This window comes from Cellulomonas palmilytica, from assembly GCF_021590045.1.
Lineage (GTDB): Bacteria > Actinomycetota > Actinomycetes > Actinomycetales > Cellulomonadaceae > Cellulomonas > Cellulomonas palmilytica.
The window spans coordinates 3,521,187-3,535,597 of record NZ_CP062221.1 but is presented as its reverse complement, the minus strand read 5'-3'; the positions used below and the strand labels follow the sequence as shown (position 1 = coordinate 3,535,597).

14 protein-coding genes are annotated in these 14,411 nt (G+C 74.1%); 6 read left to right on the top strand and 8 right to left on the bottom strand.

The window, feature by feature from the left end:
* Nucleotides 1-214 precede the first annotated feature (214 nt).
* Nucleotides 215-511, top strand: a complete 297-nt coding sequence (gene groES / locus F1D97_RS15910; RefSeq protein ID WP_236121467.1) for a co-chaperone GroES — start codon at nucleotides 215-217, stop codon at nucleotides 509-511.
* A 142-nt stretch (nucleotides 512-653) separates the two neighbouring features.
* Here the strand turns inward: groES and F1D97_RS15905 are convergent, their stop codons facing one another.
* Entirely contained in the window at nucleotides 654-959 is a 306-nt protein-coding gene (locus F1D97_RS15905) for a WhiB family transcriptional regulator (RefSeq protein WP_236121466.1), read from the bottom strand.
* 274 nt (nucleotides 960-1,233) lie between these two features.
* Here F1D97_RS15905 and F1D97_RS15900 point away from each other — a divergent pair, with 274 nt between their 5' ends.
* The 3 genes from F1D97_RS15900 to guaB all read left to right on the top strand — a co-directional run bounded on the left by F1D97_RS15900 (nucleotide 1,234) and on the right by guaB (nucleotide 4,799).
* Nucleotides 1,234-2,256, top strand: a complete 1,023-nt coding sequence (locus tag F1D97_RS15900) for a MerR family transcriptional regulator (RefSeq protein ID WP_236121465.1) — start codon at nucleotides 1,234-1,236, stop codon at nucleotides 2,254-2,256.
* A 185-nt stretch (nucleotides 2,257-2,441) separates the two neighbouring features.
* Nucleotides 2,442-3,140 (top strand): response regulator transcription factor, encoded by a 699-nt coding sequence (locus F1D97_RS15895; RefSeq protein ID WP_236121464.1) that lies wholly within the window; start codon nucleotides 2,442-2,444, stop codon nucleotides 3,138-3,140.
* A gap of 141 nt (nucleotides 3,141-3,281) precedes the next feature.
* Nucleotides 3,282-4,799 (top strand): IMP dehydrogenase, encoded by a 1,518-nt coding sequence (guaB, locus tag F1D97_RS15890; protein ID WP_236121463.1) that lies wholly within the window; start codon nucleotides 3,282-3,284, stop codon nucleotides 4,797-4,799.
* 7 nt (nucleotides 4,800-4,806) lie between these two features.
* On the opposite strand, the gene F1D97_RS15885 is transcribed toward guaB, so the two are convergent.
* Nucleotides 4,807-6,054, bottom strand: coding sequence for an eCIS core domain-containing protein (locus F1D97_RS15885; RefSeq protein WP_236121462.1), 1,248 nt, complete (start codon nucleotides 6,052-6,054; stop codon nucleotides 4,807-4,809).
* A 278-nt stretch (nucleotides 6,055-6,332) separates the two neighbouring features.
* Between F1D97_RS15885 and F1D97_RS15880 the strand changes: the two genes are divergently transcribed.
* On the top strand, nucleotides 6,333-7,607 hold the full coding sequence (locus F1D97_RS15880; RefSeq protein ID WP_236121461.1) for a cellulose binding domain-containing protein: 1,275 nt from the start codon (nucleotides 6,333-6,335) through the stop codon (nucleotides 7,605-7,607).
* Between the two features lie 129 nt (nucleotides 7,608-7,736).
* Here F1D97_RS15880 and F1D97_RS15875 read toward each other — a convergent pair whose 3' ends face one another.
* Nucleotides 7,737-8,456, bottom strand: coding sequence for an exonuclease domain-containing protein (locus tag F1D97_RS15875; protein ID WP_236121460.1), 720 nt, complete (start codon nucleotides 8,454-8,456; stop codon nucleotides 7,737-7,739).
* 79 nt (nucleotides 8,457-8,535) lie between these two features.
* Between F1D97_RS15875 and F1D97_RS15870 the strand changes: the two genes are divergently transcribed.
* The gene (locus F1D97_RS15870) at nucleotides 8,536-9,660 is read left to right on the top strand and encodes a GuaB3 family IMP dehydrogenase-related protein (protein WP_236121459.1); all 1,125 of its coding nucleotides are present in this window, start codon (nucleotides 8,536-8,538) and stop codon (nucleotides 9,658-9,660) included.
* Between the two features lie 104 nt (nucleotides 9,661-9,764).
* Here F1D97_RS15870 and F1D97_RS15865 read toward each other — a convergent pair whose 3' ends face one another.
* The 5 genes from F1D97_RS15865 to F1D97_RS15845 all read right to left on the bottom strand — a co-directional run bounded on the left by F1D97_RS15865 (nucleotide 9,765) and on the right by F1D97_RS15845 (nucleotide 14,402).
* Complete coding sequence (locus tag F1D97_RS15865; protein ID WP_236121458.1) at nucleotides 9,765-10,289, bottom strand: PH domain-containing protein; 525 nt, start codon at nucleotides 10,287-10,289, stop codon at nucleotides 9,765-9,767.
* Between the two features lie 93 nt (nucleotides 10,290-10,382).
* On the bottom strand, nucleotides 10,383-11,147 hold the full coding sequence (locus F1D97_RS15860) for an ABC transporter ATP-binding protein (protein WP_236123638.1): 765 nt from the start codon (nucleotides 11,145-11,147) through the stop codon (nucleotides 10,383-10,385).
* 65 nt (nucleotides 11,148-11,212) lie between these two features.
* Nucleotides 11,213-12,283, bottom strand: a complete 1,071-nt coding sequence (locus tag F1D97_RS15855) for a FecCD family ABC transporter permease (RefSeq protein ID WP_236121457.1) — start codon at nucleotides 12,281-12,283, stop codon at nucleotides 11,213-11,215.
* The gene (locus F1D97_RS15850) at nucleotides 12,280-13,329 is read right to left on the bottom strand and encodes a FecCD family ABC transporter permease (protein WP_236121456.1); all 1,050 of its coding nucleotides are present in this window, start codon (nucleotides 13,327-13,329) and stop codon (nucleotides 12,280-12,282) included. Before F1D97_RS15850 ends, F1D97_RS15855 begins: the two co-directional genes overlap by 4 nt.
* Entirely contained in the window at nucleotides 13,326-14,402 is a 1,077-nt protein-coding gene (locus F1D97_RS15845) for an iron-siderophore ABC transporter substrate-binding protein (protein ID WP_236121455.1), read from the bottom strand. The genes F1D97_RS15850 and F1D97_RS15845 overlap by 4 nt, the downstream gene beginning before the upstream one ends.
* Nucleotides 14,403-14,411 lie beyond the last annotated feature (9 nt).

Sequence of the window (14,411 nt, the reverse complement as noted above, 5' to 3'; positions counted from 1 at the left end):
GCCGTGGTGCACCTGTCGGGCACCAGGTGACCCGGATCCGCCGTGGGCGGACACGGTTAGCACTCGCCTTGACCGAGTGCCAAGGCGTTCCTAGAGTGAGGGAACTGGCACTCTCCTGGCGAGTGTGCCAATGCGCCAGGCCTTCCGGCACCCGCGACGACGGTGGCTGGGCGCGACCCGCTGAACCACTCAACACGCGAAGGGGAGGTCCGCAGTGTCGGTCTCCATCAAGCCGCTCGAGGACCGGATCGTCGTGAAGCCGCTGGAGGCGGAGACGACGACGGCCTCGGGTCTGGTCATCCCGGACTCCGCCAAGGAGAAGCCCCAGGAGGGCGAGGTCCTCGCGATCGGTCCGGGCCGGATCGACGACAAGGGCAACCGCGTCCCGCTGGACGTCGCCGTGGGTGACAAGGTCATCTACTCGAAGTACGGCGGCACCGAGGTCAAGTACGCCGGCGAGGAGTTCCTGATCCTCTCGGCGCGCGACGTGCTGGCGGTCGTCACCAAGTGATCGCACGCCGGCCCGCGCCGCCGTCCTGACGGCGACCGCGCGGCCGGCGGGACGACGAAGGCCCCGTCCTGGTGGACGGGGCCTTCGTCGTCCCCGGTGGGTCCGGGAGGTCCTTCGATGGTGCCGGCGGCAGCAGCGGGAGTCAGGCGCTGGTGCGGGCGACGACCGTGCGGGCCCGCTGGGCCAGCAGTGCGGCGCGCTCGTCCTCGGACAGCCCGCCCCAGACGCCGTACGGCTCGCGGACCGAGAGCGACTGCTCGCGGCACTGCTCGAGCACGGGGCAGGTGGCGCACACGGCCTTGGCGGCCTCGGCGCGACGGCGACGAGCGGATCCCCGCTCGCCCTCGGGGTGGAAGAACAGGTCGGGGTCGGCCTGGCGGCAGGCGCCCTCGAACTGCCACTCCCACAGGTCCATCACCGGTCCGGGCAACCTCGAGATCTCGGCCATGCGTCCTCCTCGTTCGATCGTCCGGCTGCGGATCCGGGCGATCTGCTGTCTGGCGGTGGTGCGGTGCTGGGGGCGGTGACCAGGGACCGAAGTCCCAGGTCGAACCGTTGTCGTGACGGGAACGCTACAACCGCGCCAGAATCCGGTCAAGACTCGTTCGCGTGGCAGTTCTGACGCGATTGACGCCACGAGTGTCCCGATTTGCCACGAACGGGGGACGTCCCGACCCCGCGCCGGTGCGCGTAGCGGGTGAGGCGGCTGGCAGAATCGCGCCATGACCTTGTCGCCCGACGACGGCTCTGCCGCGCCCGAGCGCGACACGTCGGACGACACCGTGGCGACCGCCGCCCCCCACCGGCACGCCGCGCCGCTGACGGTCGCGGCCGTCGCCGCGCGCCTCGGCGTCGCCCCCGCCACCCTGCGCACGTGGGACCGCCGGTACGGCCTCGGCCCGTCCGAGCGCTCCGCGGGGTCGCACCGGCGCTACTCCGCGAACGACGTCGAGCGGCTCCTCGTCATGCGTCGCCTCACGCTCGACGGGGTCGCGCCCGGCGACGCCGCACGCATCGCGAGCGTCACCGACGTCGACGAGCGCCCGCAGACCGGCCCGACGAACGTCGACCGCGCGCTGCACGGCGTTGCCGCCGGGGGCACGGGACACGTCGTGCCGTTCGGCACGGGCACGCCCACGGCGCTCGTCGACGCCGCGCTCACCGGCGACGCCGCGACCTGTCGCGCGCTCGTCGCGCTGCCGCGCACCGCGGGCGTCGCCGAGGTCGAGCACTGGTGGACCGGACTGCTCGAGCCCGCGCTCACCGAGCTCGCGCGGCGCACCGTGGTCGACCGGCCCGGGCAGGACGCGCCGCTCACCGTGCGCGCCGCGGCCGTCGAGGCCCTGCGTGCGTGGCTGCCGGCCGCGCCGCGCGGCGGGGGAGTCGTCCTCGTGCTCGTCCCCGAAGGGCAGGAGCGGCCGCTGCTCGTGCACGCGCTCACCGCCGCGCTCGTCGCCGCCGGCGTCGACGCCCGGGCCGTCGGCGGCCCGACGAGCGTGCGCCACGCGCTCGAGCTCGTCGTCATGACCCGGCCCGGGGCGGTCGTGACCGTCTCGCGGCGCGCCGACGTCGACCTGGCGCACGTGACGCACCTCGCGCAGGCTCATCCCGGTCTCGCGCAGTTCGTCATGCTTCCCGACGCGGGCGGCGACGTGCCCGCGGCTGCGTCGGTGACCCGATCCCGGACGTTCCGCGGACTGCTGCACGAGGTGCTGGCCGTCGCGGGTCGTACGCCGAACGGGTGAAGTCCATGGGGGGTCGCACCGTAGGGTGCGGGGGGTATGTGCCGGTGTCGGGCGGAGCCATACCGTCCGATAGCGGCACATGCGGCCATCAAGCACCCATCCGGCGCACGGGACCCCCGCCCGGCGCGCTGGGCGGGCTGGCTAACGTCACGTACCCGAAGGGCCGATAGCACACGCAGGTCCCGATGGGGAACACCTGGAAGAAGGAGGACGCGATGGCGGGTGTGGTCGTCTGCCATGCCTCGACCGCCGTTCGTGAGCGACTGGTCGTGACGTCGATCGGCGTGCCGACGCTGAGCCCTGTTCGAGCGGCCGCCACCGTCGACGAGCTGCTCGCCCACGCGCGCCGCGTCCCGCCGACGGTCGTGCTGCTCGACGCGCACATCCCGGCGCCCGGCGCCGGCGAGGCGATCCGCCGGCTGCGCGCCGTCGCGCCCGGCGTCGCCGTGGTGCTGCTCGCGCAGCCCGACGACTCGGCGGCGCTCGACCGTGCGCTCGCGCTCGGCGCGCGCGGGTTCCTCGCGCCCGACGTCGGTCGCGCGGAGCTCTCGGCGGTCGCGGCGCACGTGCTCGCGAGCCCGGTGCTGCCCGGTGGTCAGCGGCCCGTCGTCGACGTGCCGCGCCCCGCGGTGCCCGCGGCGGACGCCGAGGGCGGCGCGCCCGCGGCGGAGGAGCCGGCGAAGCCTGCCGTGACCCTCACGAAGCGGGAGATCGAGGTGCTCGTCGGCATGAGCAACGGGCGGTCCAACGCGCAGATCGGCGCCGAGCTGTTCCTCTCCGAGGACACGGTGAAGACGCACGCGCGGCGGCTGTTCCGCAAGCTCGGCGCGAACGACCGGGCGCAGGCCGTGGCGATCGGGCTGCGCGGCGGGCTGATCCGCTGACGGTCCCCTCGCGCGCAGGGTTGGGCGCGAGGGACGAGGGACGCGGTCGGGTCCGCGCGGGTGCCGCACGGACCCTCCTCGCGCCGTCGCGCGCGTGGACGGGGCGGTCGGGCACGGTGCCGGGCGACGTATCCTGAACGGATGACGGGACCCGACTCGCCGGCCGACCCCTTCGCTCGCATCGGCCTGACCTACGACGACGTCCTCCTGCTGCCGGGAGAGACCGACGTGATCCCCAGCGAGGTCGACACGACCTCGCGGCTCACGCGTGAGATCGACGTCCGCGTGCCGCTGCTGTCGGCCGCGATGGACACCGTGACCGAGTCGCGCATGGCGATCGCCATGGCGCGTCAGGGCGGGATCGGCATCCTGCACCGCAACCTGTCGATCGCCGACCAGGCGCACCAGGTGGACCGCGTCAAGCGCTCCGAGTCGGGCATGGTCTCCGACCCGGTGACCGTGTCCCCGGACGCGACGCTCGCCGAGCTCGACGAGCTGTGCGGGCAGTACCGCGTCTCCGGTCTGCCGGTCGTCGACGACGAGCGCCGCCTGCTCGGCATCATCACCAACCGCGACCTGCGGTTCGTGCCCGCGGGCGAGTTCGCGACGCGCCGCGTGCGCGAGGTCATGACGGCGATGCCGCTCGTGACCGCGCGCGAGGGGATCGACCGCGACGACGCCGCGGCGCTGCTCGCGAAGCACAAGATCGAGAAACTCCCGCTGGTCGACGACGCGGGCGTGCTGCGCGGCCTCATCACCGTCAAGGACTTCGTGAAGTCCGAGCAGTACCCGCTGTCCACCAAGGACGCCGAGGGCCGGCTCGTGGTCGGCGCCGCGATCGGGTTCTTCGGCGACGCGTGGGAGCGCGCGACGGCGCTCGTCGAGGCGGGCGTCGACGTGCTCGTCGTCGACACCGCGAACGGCCACGCGCGCCTGATGCTCGACATGGTCCGCCGGCTCAAGTCCGATCCCGCGACGCGGCACGTGCAGGTCATCGGCGGCAACGTCGCGACGCGCGATGGCGCACAGGCGCTCGTCGACGCGGGTGTCGACGCGGTCAAGGTGGGCGTCGGCCCGGGCTCGATCTGCACGACGCGCGTCGTCGCCGGCGTCGGCGTGCCGCAGGTGACCGCGATCTACGACGCGTCGCTCGCGTGCAAGCCCGCGGGTGTGCCGGTCATCGGCGACGGCGGCCTGCAGTACTCGGGCGACATCGCCAAGGCGCTCGTGGCGGGCGCGGACACGGTGATGCTCGGCTCGCTGCTCGCGGGCTGCGACGAGTCTCCGGGTGAGCTCGTCTTCGTCAACGGCAAGCAGTACAAGCACTACCGCGGCATGGGGTCGCTCGGCGCGATGGCCTCGCGCGGGCGCATCTCCTACTCCAAGGACCGCTACTTCCAGGCGGACGTGTCGTCCGACGAGAAGATCGTGCCCGAGGGCATCGAGGGGCAGGTGCCGTACCGCGGGCCGCTCGCGGCGGTGGCGCACCAGCTCATCGGCGGTCTGCACCAGTCGATGTTCTACGTCGGCGCGCACACGATCCCGCAGCTGCAGCAGCGTGGGAAGTTCGTGCGGATCACCGCGGCGGGGCTCAAGGAGTCGCACCCGCACGACATCCAGATGACGGTCGAGGCGCCGAACTACACGTCGCACCGGTAGAAGCCGGTCAGGCGTAGGGCGGCGGGCTGTTCGTCGCGGTGACGCGCGCCGGCCCGAACGGCCACCACTGACCGTTCCCCCAGGCGGGCGGGTCCCACCCGCGGCGCAACTGCTTGGAGCCCTTCGAGCGGTTGCACGTGGCGCACGCGCCGACGAGGTTGCTCATCGCGTTCGCCTGCGAGCTGCGCGTGGCGAGGTCGGTGCTCGCGCCGCCGAGCATCCAGTGGACCTTGAGCGGCACGACGTGGTCGACGTCGGCGCACGCCCTCGCGTCGCAGTACACGCAGCGCCCGTGGTTGTCCTGCAGCGCGAGCTGGCGGTCCGGGTCGGGGATCGGCTGGTAGTGGCGGGCGTAGCCGTACCGGGTCCGCGCGTCCTCGAAGCCGATGTCGTACCCGCAGCCCCAGCCGGCCGACTGCCCTTCCTCCTCGTGCGTCTCGTCGTCGTCGTGGAGGTGGAACTCCCGGTCCCAACCGGCCGGGTAGACGATCGCGCCCCGGGCGTGGGTGCCGACGATGCCGGCCACCTGGTTCCTCTGCAGGACCTTCTCCGCGACGAGCTCGTCGAGACCGTCCCGGAACCCTTCCCAGTAGCCACGGCCTGGCCCGTCGCTGTCGAAGAACGCCTCGTCGTACGCCTTCTTGTACCCCGCCCGCGTCCGGCGCAGCGGACCGCCGCCGCCCTCGGCGAGGACGTGCGCGACCTCGTGCGCGAGCACGTGCTCGCCGGGCGCGGTGTCCGGCGCGGCGACGCCGGCGCCCAGCCAGACGTCCGCACCGACCGTGAACGCCTCGGCGCCGAGCGTGCGGGCGAGCGCCGCGGCGGGCGCGCCGTCGTGCAGGCGGACGTGCCCCAGGTCGGCGCCGAACCCCCGTTCGAGGCGCGCCCGGGTCGGCGCGGGCAGTGCGTGACCGCCGTGCGGCGCGGTCAGGGCGCGCGTCGTCGTCGGGTCGGTCAGGCCGCCTGACGCTCCCATCCCCACGGTCGGGGCTGTCGGCACCGCCGGGACTGTCGGCACCGCAGGGGCTGTCGGCGCCGTCGCGCGGCGGAGGTGCCCCGGTGCGGCGGGCGCCGCGAGCGGGGGCAGGCGCGACAGCGCCTCGGCCGCGTGCTCGTCGGCACGGCGCTCGGCGTCGTCGTGCGCGTCGCCGACGACGAGCGGGACCGGCGCAGGGCGCAGGACCGCGGACGGGGTCGGCTGGTCGTCGGCCCGGCGGTCGAGGGTGTCGCGGTGCTCGTGGTCCAGCTCGGTCATGTCGTGTCCCGTCGTGGCGTGTCCCGTCGTGGTGCGTCCCATGGGGTGCCCGTCGCGGACCACGGTCCGCCGTCCCGGCGGGCGGGGCATCGGCAATCGCTACGCAACGCAGGCCTGAACGTTTCAGCGATGGGCTTGGGCAACTGGCGGTCGATACCGTCCCCATCTCGATGCCGTGCGATCGGCGGCGCTCGGATGTGAGCGCTCAACCGGTCGTTCCGGGCACGGCGCCACTCGCACGACGCCGTGCGGCGCGTGCGCGACGGAAGGAGCACACGATGCCCGCTGGAGCTGCGACCGCACGAAGGGCGGGGGTGGCGCTGCTCGCGGCGCTCGCCGTCGTCCTGGCGTGCCTGACCGCCGCGGCCTCGCCCGTCAGCGCGGCGACGACCGCCGGCTGCGGCAAGGCGCCCTCGCTGTCCACCGGCCAGCACACCATCAGCAGCGGCGGACAGAACCGCACGTTCCGGCTCGACGTGCCCTCGGGCTACGACCGGAACAAGCCGTACCGGCTCGTCGTCGGGCTGCACTGGTGGCACGGCACGTCCAACGACGTGATGAACGAGAACTACTACGGCCTCAAGCCGCTGTCCGGGGGCTCCACGATCTTCGTCGCGCCGCAGGGCATCGACAACGCGTGGCCGAACTCCGGCGGCCGTGACGTGTCGTTCATCGACGACATCCTGCGTCGCGTCGAGTCCGACCTGTGCATCGACACCACGCAGCGCTTCGCGCTCGGCTTCAGCTACGGCGGCGGCATGAGCAACGCGCTCGCGTGCGCCCGTGCGGACGTGTTCCGCGCCGTCGCGATCCTCAACGGCGCCGAGCTCTCCGGCTGCTCGGGCGGCACGCAGCCGATCGCGTTCCTCGGGTCGCACGGCGTCAGCGACGACGTCCTGAACATCTCGATGGGCCGGTCGCTGCGTGACCGGGCGCTGCGGAACAACGGCTGCACCGCCCAGAACGCACCGGAGCCCAACCCCGGCAGCGGGACGCACACGCGCACCGCCTACAGCTGCCGCGCCGGGTACCCGGTGGTGTGGCTCGCGTTCGACGGCGGGCACGCGTGGGCCGCACGTGACCGCAACCAGGGGCAGTCCTGGGTGCCGGGTGAGGTGTGGCAGTTCTTCACGTCGCTGACGTCGACGACCGAGACCACGCCGCCCCCCACGGAGACGACGCCGCCGCCGACGGAGACGACGCCCCCTCCGACGGAGACCACGCCGCCCCCGACCGAGACCACGCCGCCGCCGGCGACCGGTGCGTGCACCGCGCGGTACACGACGGTCAACTCGTGGCCGGGCGGGTTCCAGGGCGAGGTGACGGTCACGGCAGGCTCCGCGGGCCTCAACGGCTGGACCGCCACGTGGGACCTCGCGTCCGGGCAGGGCATCTCCCAGGCGTGGGGCGGCGAGTCGAGCGTCAGCGGCGGACGCGTGAGCGTCGCCAACGCGCCGTGGAACGGAACCCTCGCCGCAGGGGCGTCCACGACGTTCGGGTTCATCGGCACGGGCTCGCCGAGCACTCCCACGGTGGCGTGCGCGGCACGGTGAGCGGCGACGGCTGACGTCGCGCACCGCCAGGGGGTCGTCGTCCGCGTCCGGGTCAGCGCGGACGACGACCCCGGGCGTCCGCCGTACGCACACCTCACGCGTGCGTACGGCGGACGCGCGACCGCGTGGTCAGACGACCGGGGCGGGAACCGGGACGGTCATGAGGGCGTCGAGGACGGCCTGCGCCGCCTCGGCGGCCTTGCGGGCGTGGTACGCCGCGCGCCATGCCGCGACCGCGACGCGCTGACGGTCGTGCAGGTCCTCGGGCGTCGCCGCCAGGAGCGCGGGGGAGGCAGCCAGCACGCGCTCCAGGACGTCGAGCGTCGCGAGCGCGTCGGCGTCCGCGGTGTGCAGCAGCCCGGTCGTCACGTCGTGGTGCTCGCACAGGTCGACCAGCCGGCGGCCGCCCTCGCGCGCCGGGTCGGCCATGCGGTCGAGGACCATGGGGTCCAGGACGGGGCGGACCGGTCCGCCGAGCCGGTCGGGGAGCGTGGGCAGGCCGTGCCGGACCAGCTCCGCGTCGAGCACCGCGAGGTCGAAGTCCGCGTTGTAGGCGACGAGCGCGCTGCCGTCCCGCAGCGCCGCCACGATCTCGTCGGCCACCTGGTCGAGCGCGGGACCGGGGGCGACGCCGTGCGCCCGCACGTGCTCGGTCGTCAGGCCGTGCACCGCGCCCGCCGCGTCCGGGATCTCGACGCCCGGGTCGATGAGCCACGTGCGCACGTGCGTGCCGGCGTGGTCCCGGCGCACGAGCGCGGCGCTCACCACGCGGTCGTTGCGCACGTCGACCCCCGTGGTCTCGGTGTCGAAACCCAGGAGGGGAACGTGGTTCCAGGTCGCGGCGTTCACACAGCGCAGCATCGCACCGGGTACCGACACCGCGGGGTCAGCGACACGACCGGCGAGGTCGCCCCGGTAGTCTCTTCGGGTGAGCAACGAGATCGAGATCGGCCGCGGCAAGCGCGGACGGCGGGCCTACTCCTTCGACGACATCGCGGTCGTGCCCTCGCGCCGCACGCGCGACCCGCAGGACGTGTCGGTCGGCTGGCAGATCGACGCCTACCACTTCGACCTGCCCGTGGTCGCCGCCCCGATGGACTCCGTCATGAGCCCCGCGACGGCTGTCGCGCTCGGCCGCCTGGGCGGTCTGGGTGTGCTCGACCTCGAGGGTCTGTGGACCCGTTACGACGACCCGACGCCGTACCTCACCGAGATCGCCGCGCTCGACCCGCAGCGCGCCACGGCCCGCATGCAGGAGATCTACTCCGCGCCGATCCAGCCCGAGCTCATCACCGCGCGGCTCAAGGAGATCCGCGCCGCGGGCGTCACGGTCGCCGGCGCGCTGTCGCCGCAGCGCACGCAGGAGCACTGGCGCACGGTCGTCGACGCGGGCGTCGACCTGTTCGTCATCCGCGGCACCACGGTGTCGGCCGAGCACGTCTCGGGCAACGCCGAGCCGCTCAACCTCAAGCGCTTCATCTACGAGCTCGACGTCCCCGTGATCGTCGGCGGCGCGTCCACGTACACCGCGGCGCTGCACCTCATGCGCACGGGTGCCGCGGGCGTGCTCGTCGGCTTCGGCGGCGGCGCCGCCCACACGACGCGCGTCTCGCTCGGCATCCACGCGCCCATGGCGACCGCCGTCGCCGACGTCGCGGCCGCGCGGCGCGACTACCTCGACGAGTCGGGCGGCCGCTACGTGCACGTCATCGCCGACGGCGGCGTGGGCCGCTCGGGCGACCTCGTCAAGGCCGTCGCGTGCGGTGCGGACGCGGTCATGCTCGGTGCGGCGCTCGCGCGCGCGACCGAGGCGCCCGGCCGCGGCTTCCACTGGGGCCCCGAGGCGCACCATCCGCACCTGCCCCGCGGTGAGCGCGTCGAGGTCGGCACGTCCGGCACGCTCGAGCAGATCCTGTTCGGCCCGGGCCGCACGGCGGACGGCACGCTCAACCTCATCGGCGCGCTGCGCCGCGCGATGGCGACCACGGGCTACTCCGACCTCAAGGAGTTCCAGCGCGTCGAGGTGGTCCTGTCGCCGTACCAGCCGCGCTGACGCACGCCCGGCACGCCACGAGGGCGCGACCCCTGCGCGGGGTCGCGCCCTCGTCATCTGCCCGCCCGCGCCGGGGCGCGGCAGGCGTCAGGCCACGGCAGGTGTCAGGCCGTCGGGAAGCGGTCCGGCTCGTCGTCCAGGCGGTCGTCGAGGCGCGCGTACAGCAGCGCGTGCACCTTCTCGACGCGCGGGATGTCCTCGAACTCGAGCGGGTCGTCGGAGGCGGACTCGATGATGAGCGTCCCGGTGCGCAGGATCCGGTCGACCAGCCCGTGCCGGAACTGCACGCTGTTGATGCGCAGCACGGGGATGTCGATGCCGGAGCGCGTGACGATGCCCTGGCGGAACATCACGCGACGGTCGGTGATGACGAAGTGCGTGGTGCGCCAGGAGACGAGCTTCGCGAGGAACCACACGAGCGCCGCGAGCCACACCGCGCCCGCGGCGATCCCGACGGCCGTCGCGACGCCGTCGGACACCGCGTCGCCCGTCGACCACGCCAGGCCCCAGCCCGCCAGGCCCGTCGCGACGACGAGCGCCAGGCCGGGCGCGAGCAGCGCCTTGACGTGCGGGTGCTGGTGGACGACGACGACCTCGTCGTCGGTCAGCACGTCCTTCGGGTAGCCCACGGCCCCTCCTCGGTCCCGGCCGCCGGTCCCGAGTGGCCCGTCGGCGTCGTCGGCGGAAGCATCCCACGCCGGACGCCCGGCGAGGAACCGGCGTCAGCCGGCCAGCTCCTGCGGCGTGACCTGCGGGTTCGTCGTCGTGTGGTGCCGTCCGACGGGGACGACGAGCGGCGTGCCCGAGACCGGGTCGGGGATGACGCGGGCCGCCATGCCGAACACCTCCTCGACGAGCGCGGGCGTCACCACGTCGGCGGGGGCGCCCTGCGCGACGAGCCGGCCCTCACGCAGCGCGACCAGGTGGTCGGTGTAGCGCGCGGCGAGGTTGAGGTCGTGCAGCACCATGACGATCGTCGTGCCGCGGGTCCGGTTGAGGTCGGTGAGCAGGTCGAGCACCTCGACCTGGTGCGCGACGTCGAGGAACGTGGTGGGCTCGTCGAGCAGCAGCACGTCGGTCTGCTGCGCGAGCGCCATCGCGATCCACACGCGCTGGCGCTGACCGCCGGACAGCTCGTCGACGGACCGGTCCGCGAGGTCGAGGATGTCGGTCGCCCGCAGCGCCTCCTCGACGGCCGCGTCGTCGGCGGCGGTCCACCGGCGGAACCAGCCCTGGTGCGGGTACCGGCCGCGGCCCACGAGGTCGGCCACGGCGATCCCCTCGGGGCTCACGGGCGTCTGCGGCAGCAGGCCGAGCACGGTCGCGACCTCGCGTGACGCGATCGTGTCGATCGGCCGGCCGTCGAGCAGCACGCGTCCCGCCTTCACCTTCAGGAGGCGGGCCATGGCGCGCAGCAGGGTCGACTTGCCGCACGCGTTCGCCCCGACGATCGTCGTGATCCGCCCCGCCGGGACCTCGAGCGTCATGTCGTGCACGACGACGCGCTCGTCGTAGCCGATCGTCGCGGCCTCGACCGCGAGGGTGTGGGTGCTCACAGGCTTCCTCCGGAGCGGTTGGTCCTGGCCAGGAGCCAGAGCAGGTAGGGCGCGCCGAGCACGCCGGTGACGACGCCCACGGGGAACCGCGCGACGAGCAGGTGCTGGCCGACGAGGTCGCCGACGAGCACGAGCAGCGCGCCCACGAGCGCCGAGGGGACGAGCAGGGACCCGGTGCCGCGCACGAGCCGGTGCGCGATCGGCCCGGACAGGAACGCGACGAACGCGATCGGGCCCGTCGTCGCGGTCGCGACCGACACCACGGCGACGGCGACGACGACGAGCGCGAGCCGGGTGCGGTCGGGCCGCACGCCGAGCGCGGACGCGGCGTCGTCGCCGAGCTGCAGCGCGGACAGGCGGCGCGACAGTGCCAGCAGCACGGGCAGCAGCACCGCCATCGCGATCGCGAGCGGCCCGACGCCCGGCCAGAACGCCGAGTTGAGGCTGCCGGTGAGCCAGCGCAGCGCCTCGTTCGCGTCGTACACGCCGGCACGCGTCATGGCGTACGCGATGACGGAGTCGAGCATCGCGCCGACCGCGATGCCGATGAGCACGAGGCGCGCGCCGTGCACGCCACCGCGCCAGGACAGCGCGTAGATCGCGGCCGCGACGCCGATGCCGCACACCACGGCCACGAGCGACAGCGCCGTGCCGCTGAGCCCGAAGACCGTGATCGCGACGACCGCCGCGGCGCTCGACCCGGCGCTCACGCCGATGATGTCGGGGCTGGCCAGCGGGTTGCGCAGCATCGTCTGGAACACCACGCCGCCCATGCCGAACCCGAGCCCGACGAGCAGGCCGGTGAGCATGCGCGGCAGTCGGATGGTCTCGACGTTGAACGTGGCGCCCGGGACGCGCTCACCGAGGAGCACCTGGAGCACCTGGGCGGGCGAGTACGTCTTCTCGCCGACGCACAGCGTCACGACGACCACGACGAGCAGGATCGCGACGAGCACGCCCAGCACGGTGCGGCGCCGGCGGGAGCGCGCGCGTCGCCCGGCGGCGACGGCCCCGGCCGACGGAGCCGCGGGTCCGGCGGGGCCCGCGGGGGACAGGACGGCGGTCACAGCTCACGCACCTTCTGCCGGCGGATGATCGCGATGAACACGGGCGCGCCCAGCACGGCGGTGACGATGCCGACCTCGACCTCCTGCGGGCGCGCGACGACGCGCCCGACGACGTCCGCGGCGAGCAGCAGCGCCGCGCCGAGCGCGGCGGCGTACGGCAGGAGCCAGCGGTGGCTGGGGCCGGTGAACGCGCGCGCGAGGTGCGGCACGACGAGCCCGACGAACCCGATGGGGCCGGCGATGGCGACCGACGCGCCGCACAGCAGCACGGCAGCGACGCCGCCGACGGCGCGCACGAGCCCGACGCGCTGCCCGAGACCCGTGGCGACCTCGTCGCCCAGCGCGATCGCGTCCATGCCGCGCGCGCAGCCCACCGCGAGCACGGCGCCGACGACGAGGAACGGCACCACCTGCCCGATGTCGGAGTACGACGCGCGGCCGATCGACCCGACCTGCCAGAACCGGAACGTGTCGAGCACGTCGGTGCGCGTGAGCAGCACCATCGACACCGCCGACAGCAGGGCCGCGGACGTCGCGGCGCCCGCGAGCGCGAGCTTGAGCGGCGTGGCGCCCTCGCGGCCCATCGACCCGATCGCGTACACGAGCAGCGAGGCGACCGCGGCGCCGAGGAACGCCACCCAGATGTGCTGCGTGAGCGTCGTCAGCCCGACCCACGCCATGCCCAGCACGACGAACAGCGACGCGCCCGAGCTCACGCCGAGCAGCGCCGGGTCCGCGAGCGGGTTGCGGGTCAGTCCCTGCATGACGGAGCCGGCGAGCCCGAGCGCGGCGCCGACGAGCAGGCCGAGCAGCGTGCGCGGCACGCGGGACGCGACGGCGGCCTGCGCGATCGAGTCGTCGGGGTGCAGCACGCCCGACACCACGTCGGACCAGCCGACGACGCGCGAGCCGAACGCGAGCGAGCACACGACGGCGACGACGACCGCGAGCGCGCACACCGCGAGCCCGAGCGCGCGACGCGGGCGTGCGGACGCCGGCCGCCTCGGGGCGAGGTCGGCCGGCGTCGCGGTGGTGCTGAGGGTCACCCGACCTTCTTCGCCGCCGCCTCGAACTTGTCGAGGTACTCGTCCAGGACCCACGGGATCGACAGGACCGTCGGGCCCGAGGTCGCCGCCGAGAGCGGGCCGTCGTTCGGCATGACGACGACGGAGCCGCGCTGGACCGCGGGGATCTTGCCGTACAGCGGGTCGGCCTGGAGCGTCGCGAGCGTGCTGTCGTCGCCGTAGGTGACGAGGACGTCGACGTCCGCGAGCTCGTCGACCCGCTCGGCGGACAGGCTGATGTAGAACTCCTCGGTCTCGCCCGCGAGCGCGGTGACCGACGGCGCGACCTCGAGACCGAGGTCCGTGACGAGCTGGACGCGCGCGTCGAGCGGGGAGTAGAGGCTCACCGTGGTGGCGGCCGACGGGTCGATCCAGCCGTACGCGAACGTCTTGCCCGCGACGTCGGGGCGCGCGGCGAGCGCGTCGGCGATCTGCGCGTTCACGTCGTCGACGAGCGCCTGCGCCTCGGCCTCGAGCCCGAGCGCGCGACCGTCGATGAGGGCCATGTCCTGCCAGCTCGTGCCCCACGCGTACTTCGGGTACGAGACGGTCGGCGCGATCCCGCTGAGCGTGTCGAACTGCTCCTTCGTCAGGCCGGAGTATGCCGCGAGGATGACGTCCGGCTCGGTGTTGTTGACGGACTCGAACGGGATGCCGTCGGTCTCGTCGAACAGGACGGGCAGCGCGTCGCCCGTGGCGCCGAGCTCCTCGAGCGCCGCGAACGTCCAGGGCAGGACGCCGTCGGTGTCGTCGTCGCCGTACGTCGACTTCTGGATGCCGACGGGCACGACGCCGAGCGCGATCGGCACGTCGTGGTTGCCCCAGTTGACCGTGGCGACGCGCTCGGGCTTCGACTCGATCGTCGTGTCGCCGAACGTGCTCGTGATGGTCACGGGGAACGCGTCCGACGCGGCGGTCGTCGTGCCGCCCGCGGTGCCGGCGGGGGTCGCCGCGTCGTCGGTGCCCGACGAGCAGGCGGTGAGCGCGAGCGCGGCGGCGGCCGCGACGGCGGCGAACCGGATCGGGCGCGGGGCGCGCAGGAGTGCGGAGCGCATGGGGGTCCT

Coding starts and splice junctions, on each gene's coding strand:
- F1D97_RS15905 (WP_236121466.1), bottom strand. CDS start 959: ATGGCCGAGATCTCGAGGTTGCCCGGACCGGTGATGGACCTGTGGGAG.
- F1D97_RS15900 (WP_236121465.1), top strand. CDS start 1,234: ATGACCTTGTCGCCCGACGACGGCTCTGCCGCGCCCGAGCGCGACACG.
- F1D97_RS15895 (WP_236121464.1), top strand. CDS start 2,442: ATGGGGAACACCTGGAAGAAGGAGGACGCGATGGCGGGTGTGGTCGTC.
- guaB (WP_236121463.1), top strand. CDS start 3,282: ATGACGGGACCCGACTCGCCGGCCGACCCCTTCGCTCGCATCGGCCTG.
- F1D97_RS15885 (WP_236121462.1), bottom strand. CDS start 6,054: ATGACCGAGCTGGACCACGAGCACCGCGACACCCTCGACCGCCGGGCC.
- F1D97_RS15880 (WP_236121461.1), top strand. CDS start 6,333: ATGCCCGCTGGAGCTGCGACCGCACGAAGGGCGGGGGTGGCGCTGCTC.
- F1D97_RS15860 (WP_236123638.1), bottom strand. CDS start 11,147: ATGACGCTCGAGGTCCCGGCGGGGCGGATCACGACGATCGTCGGGGCG.
- F1D97_RS15845 (WP_236121455.1), bottom strand. CDS start 14,402: ATGCGCTCCGCACTCCTGCGCGCCCCGCGCCCGATCCGGTTCGCCGCC.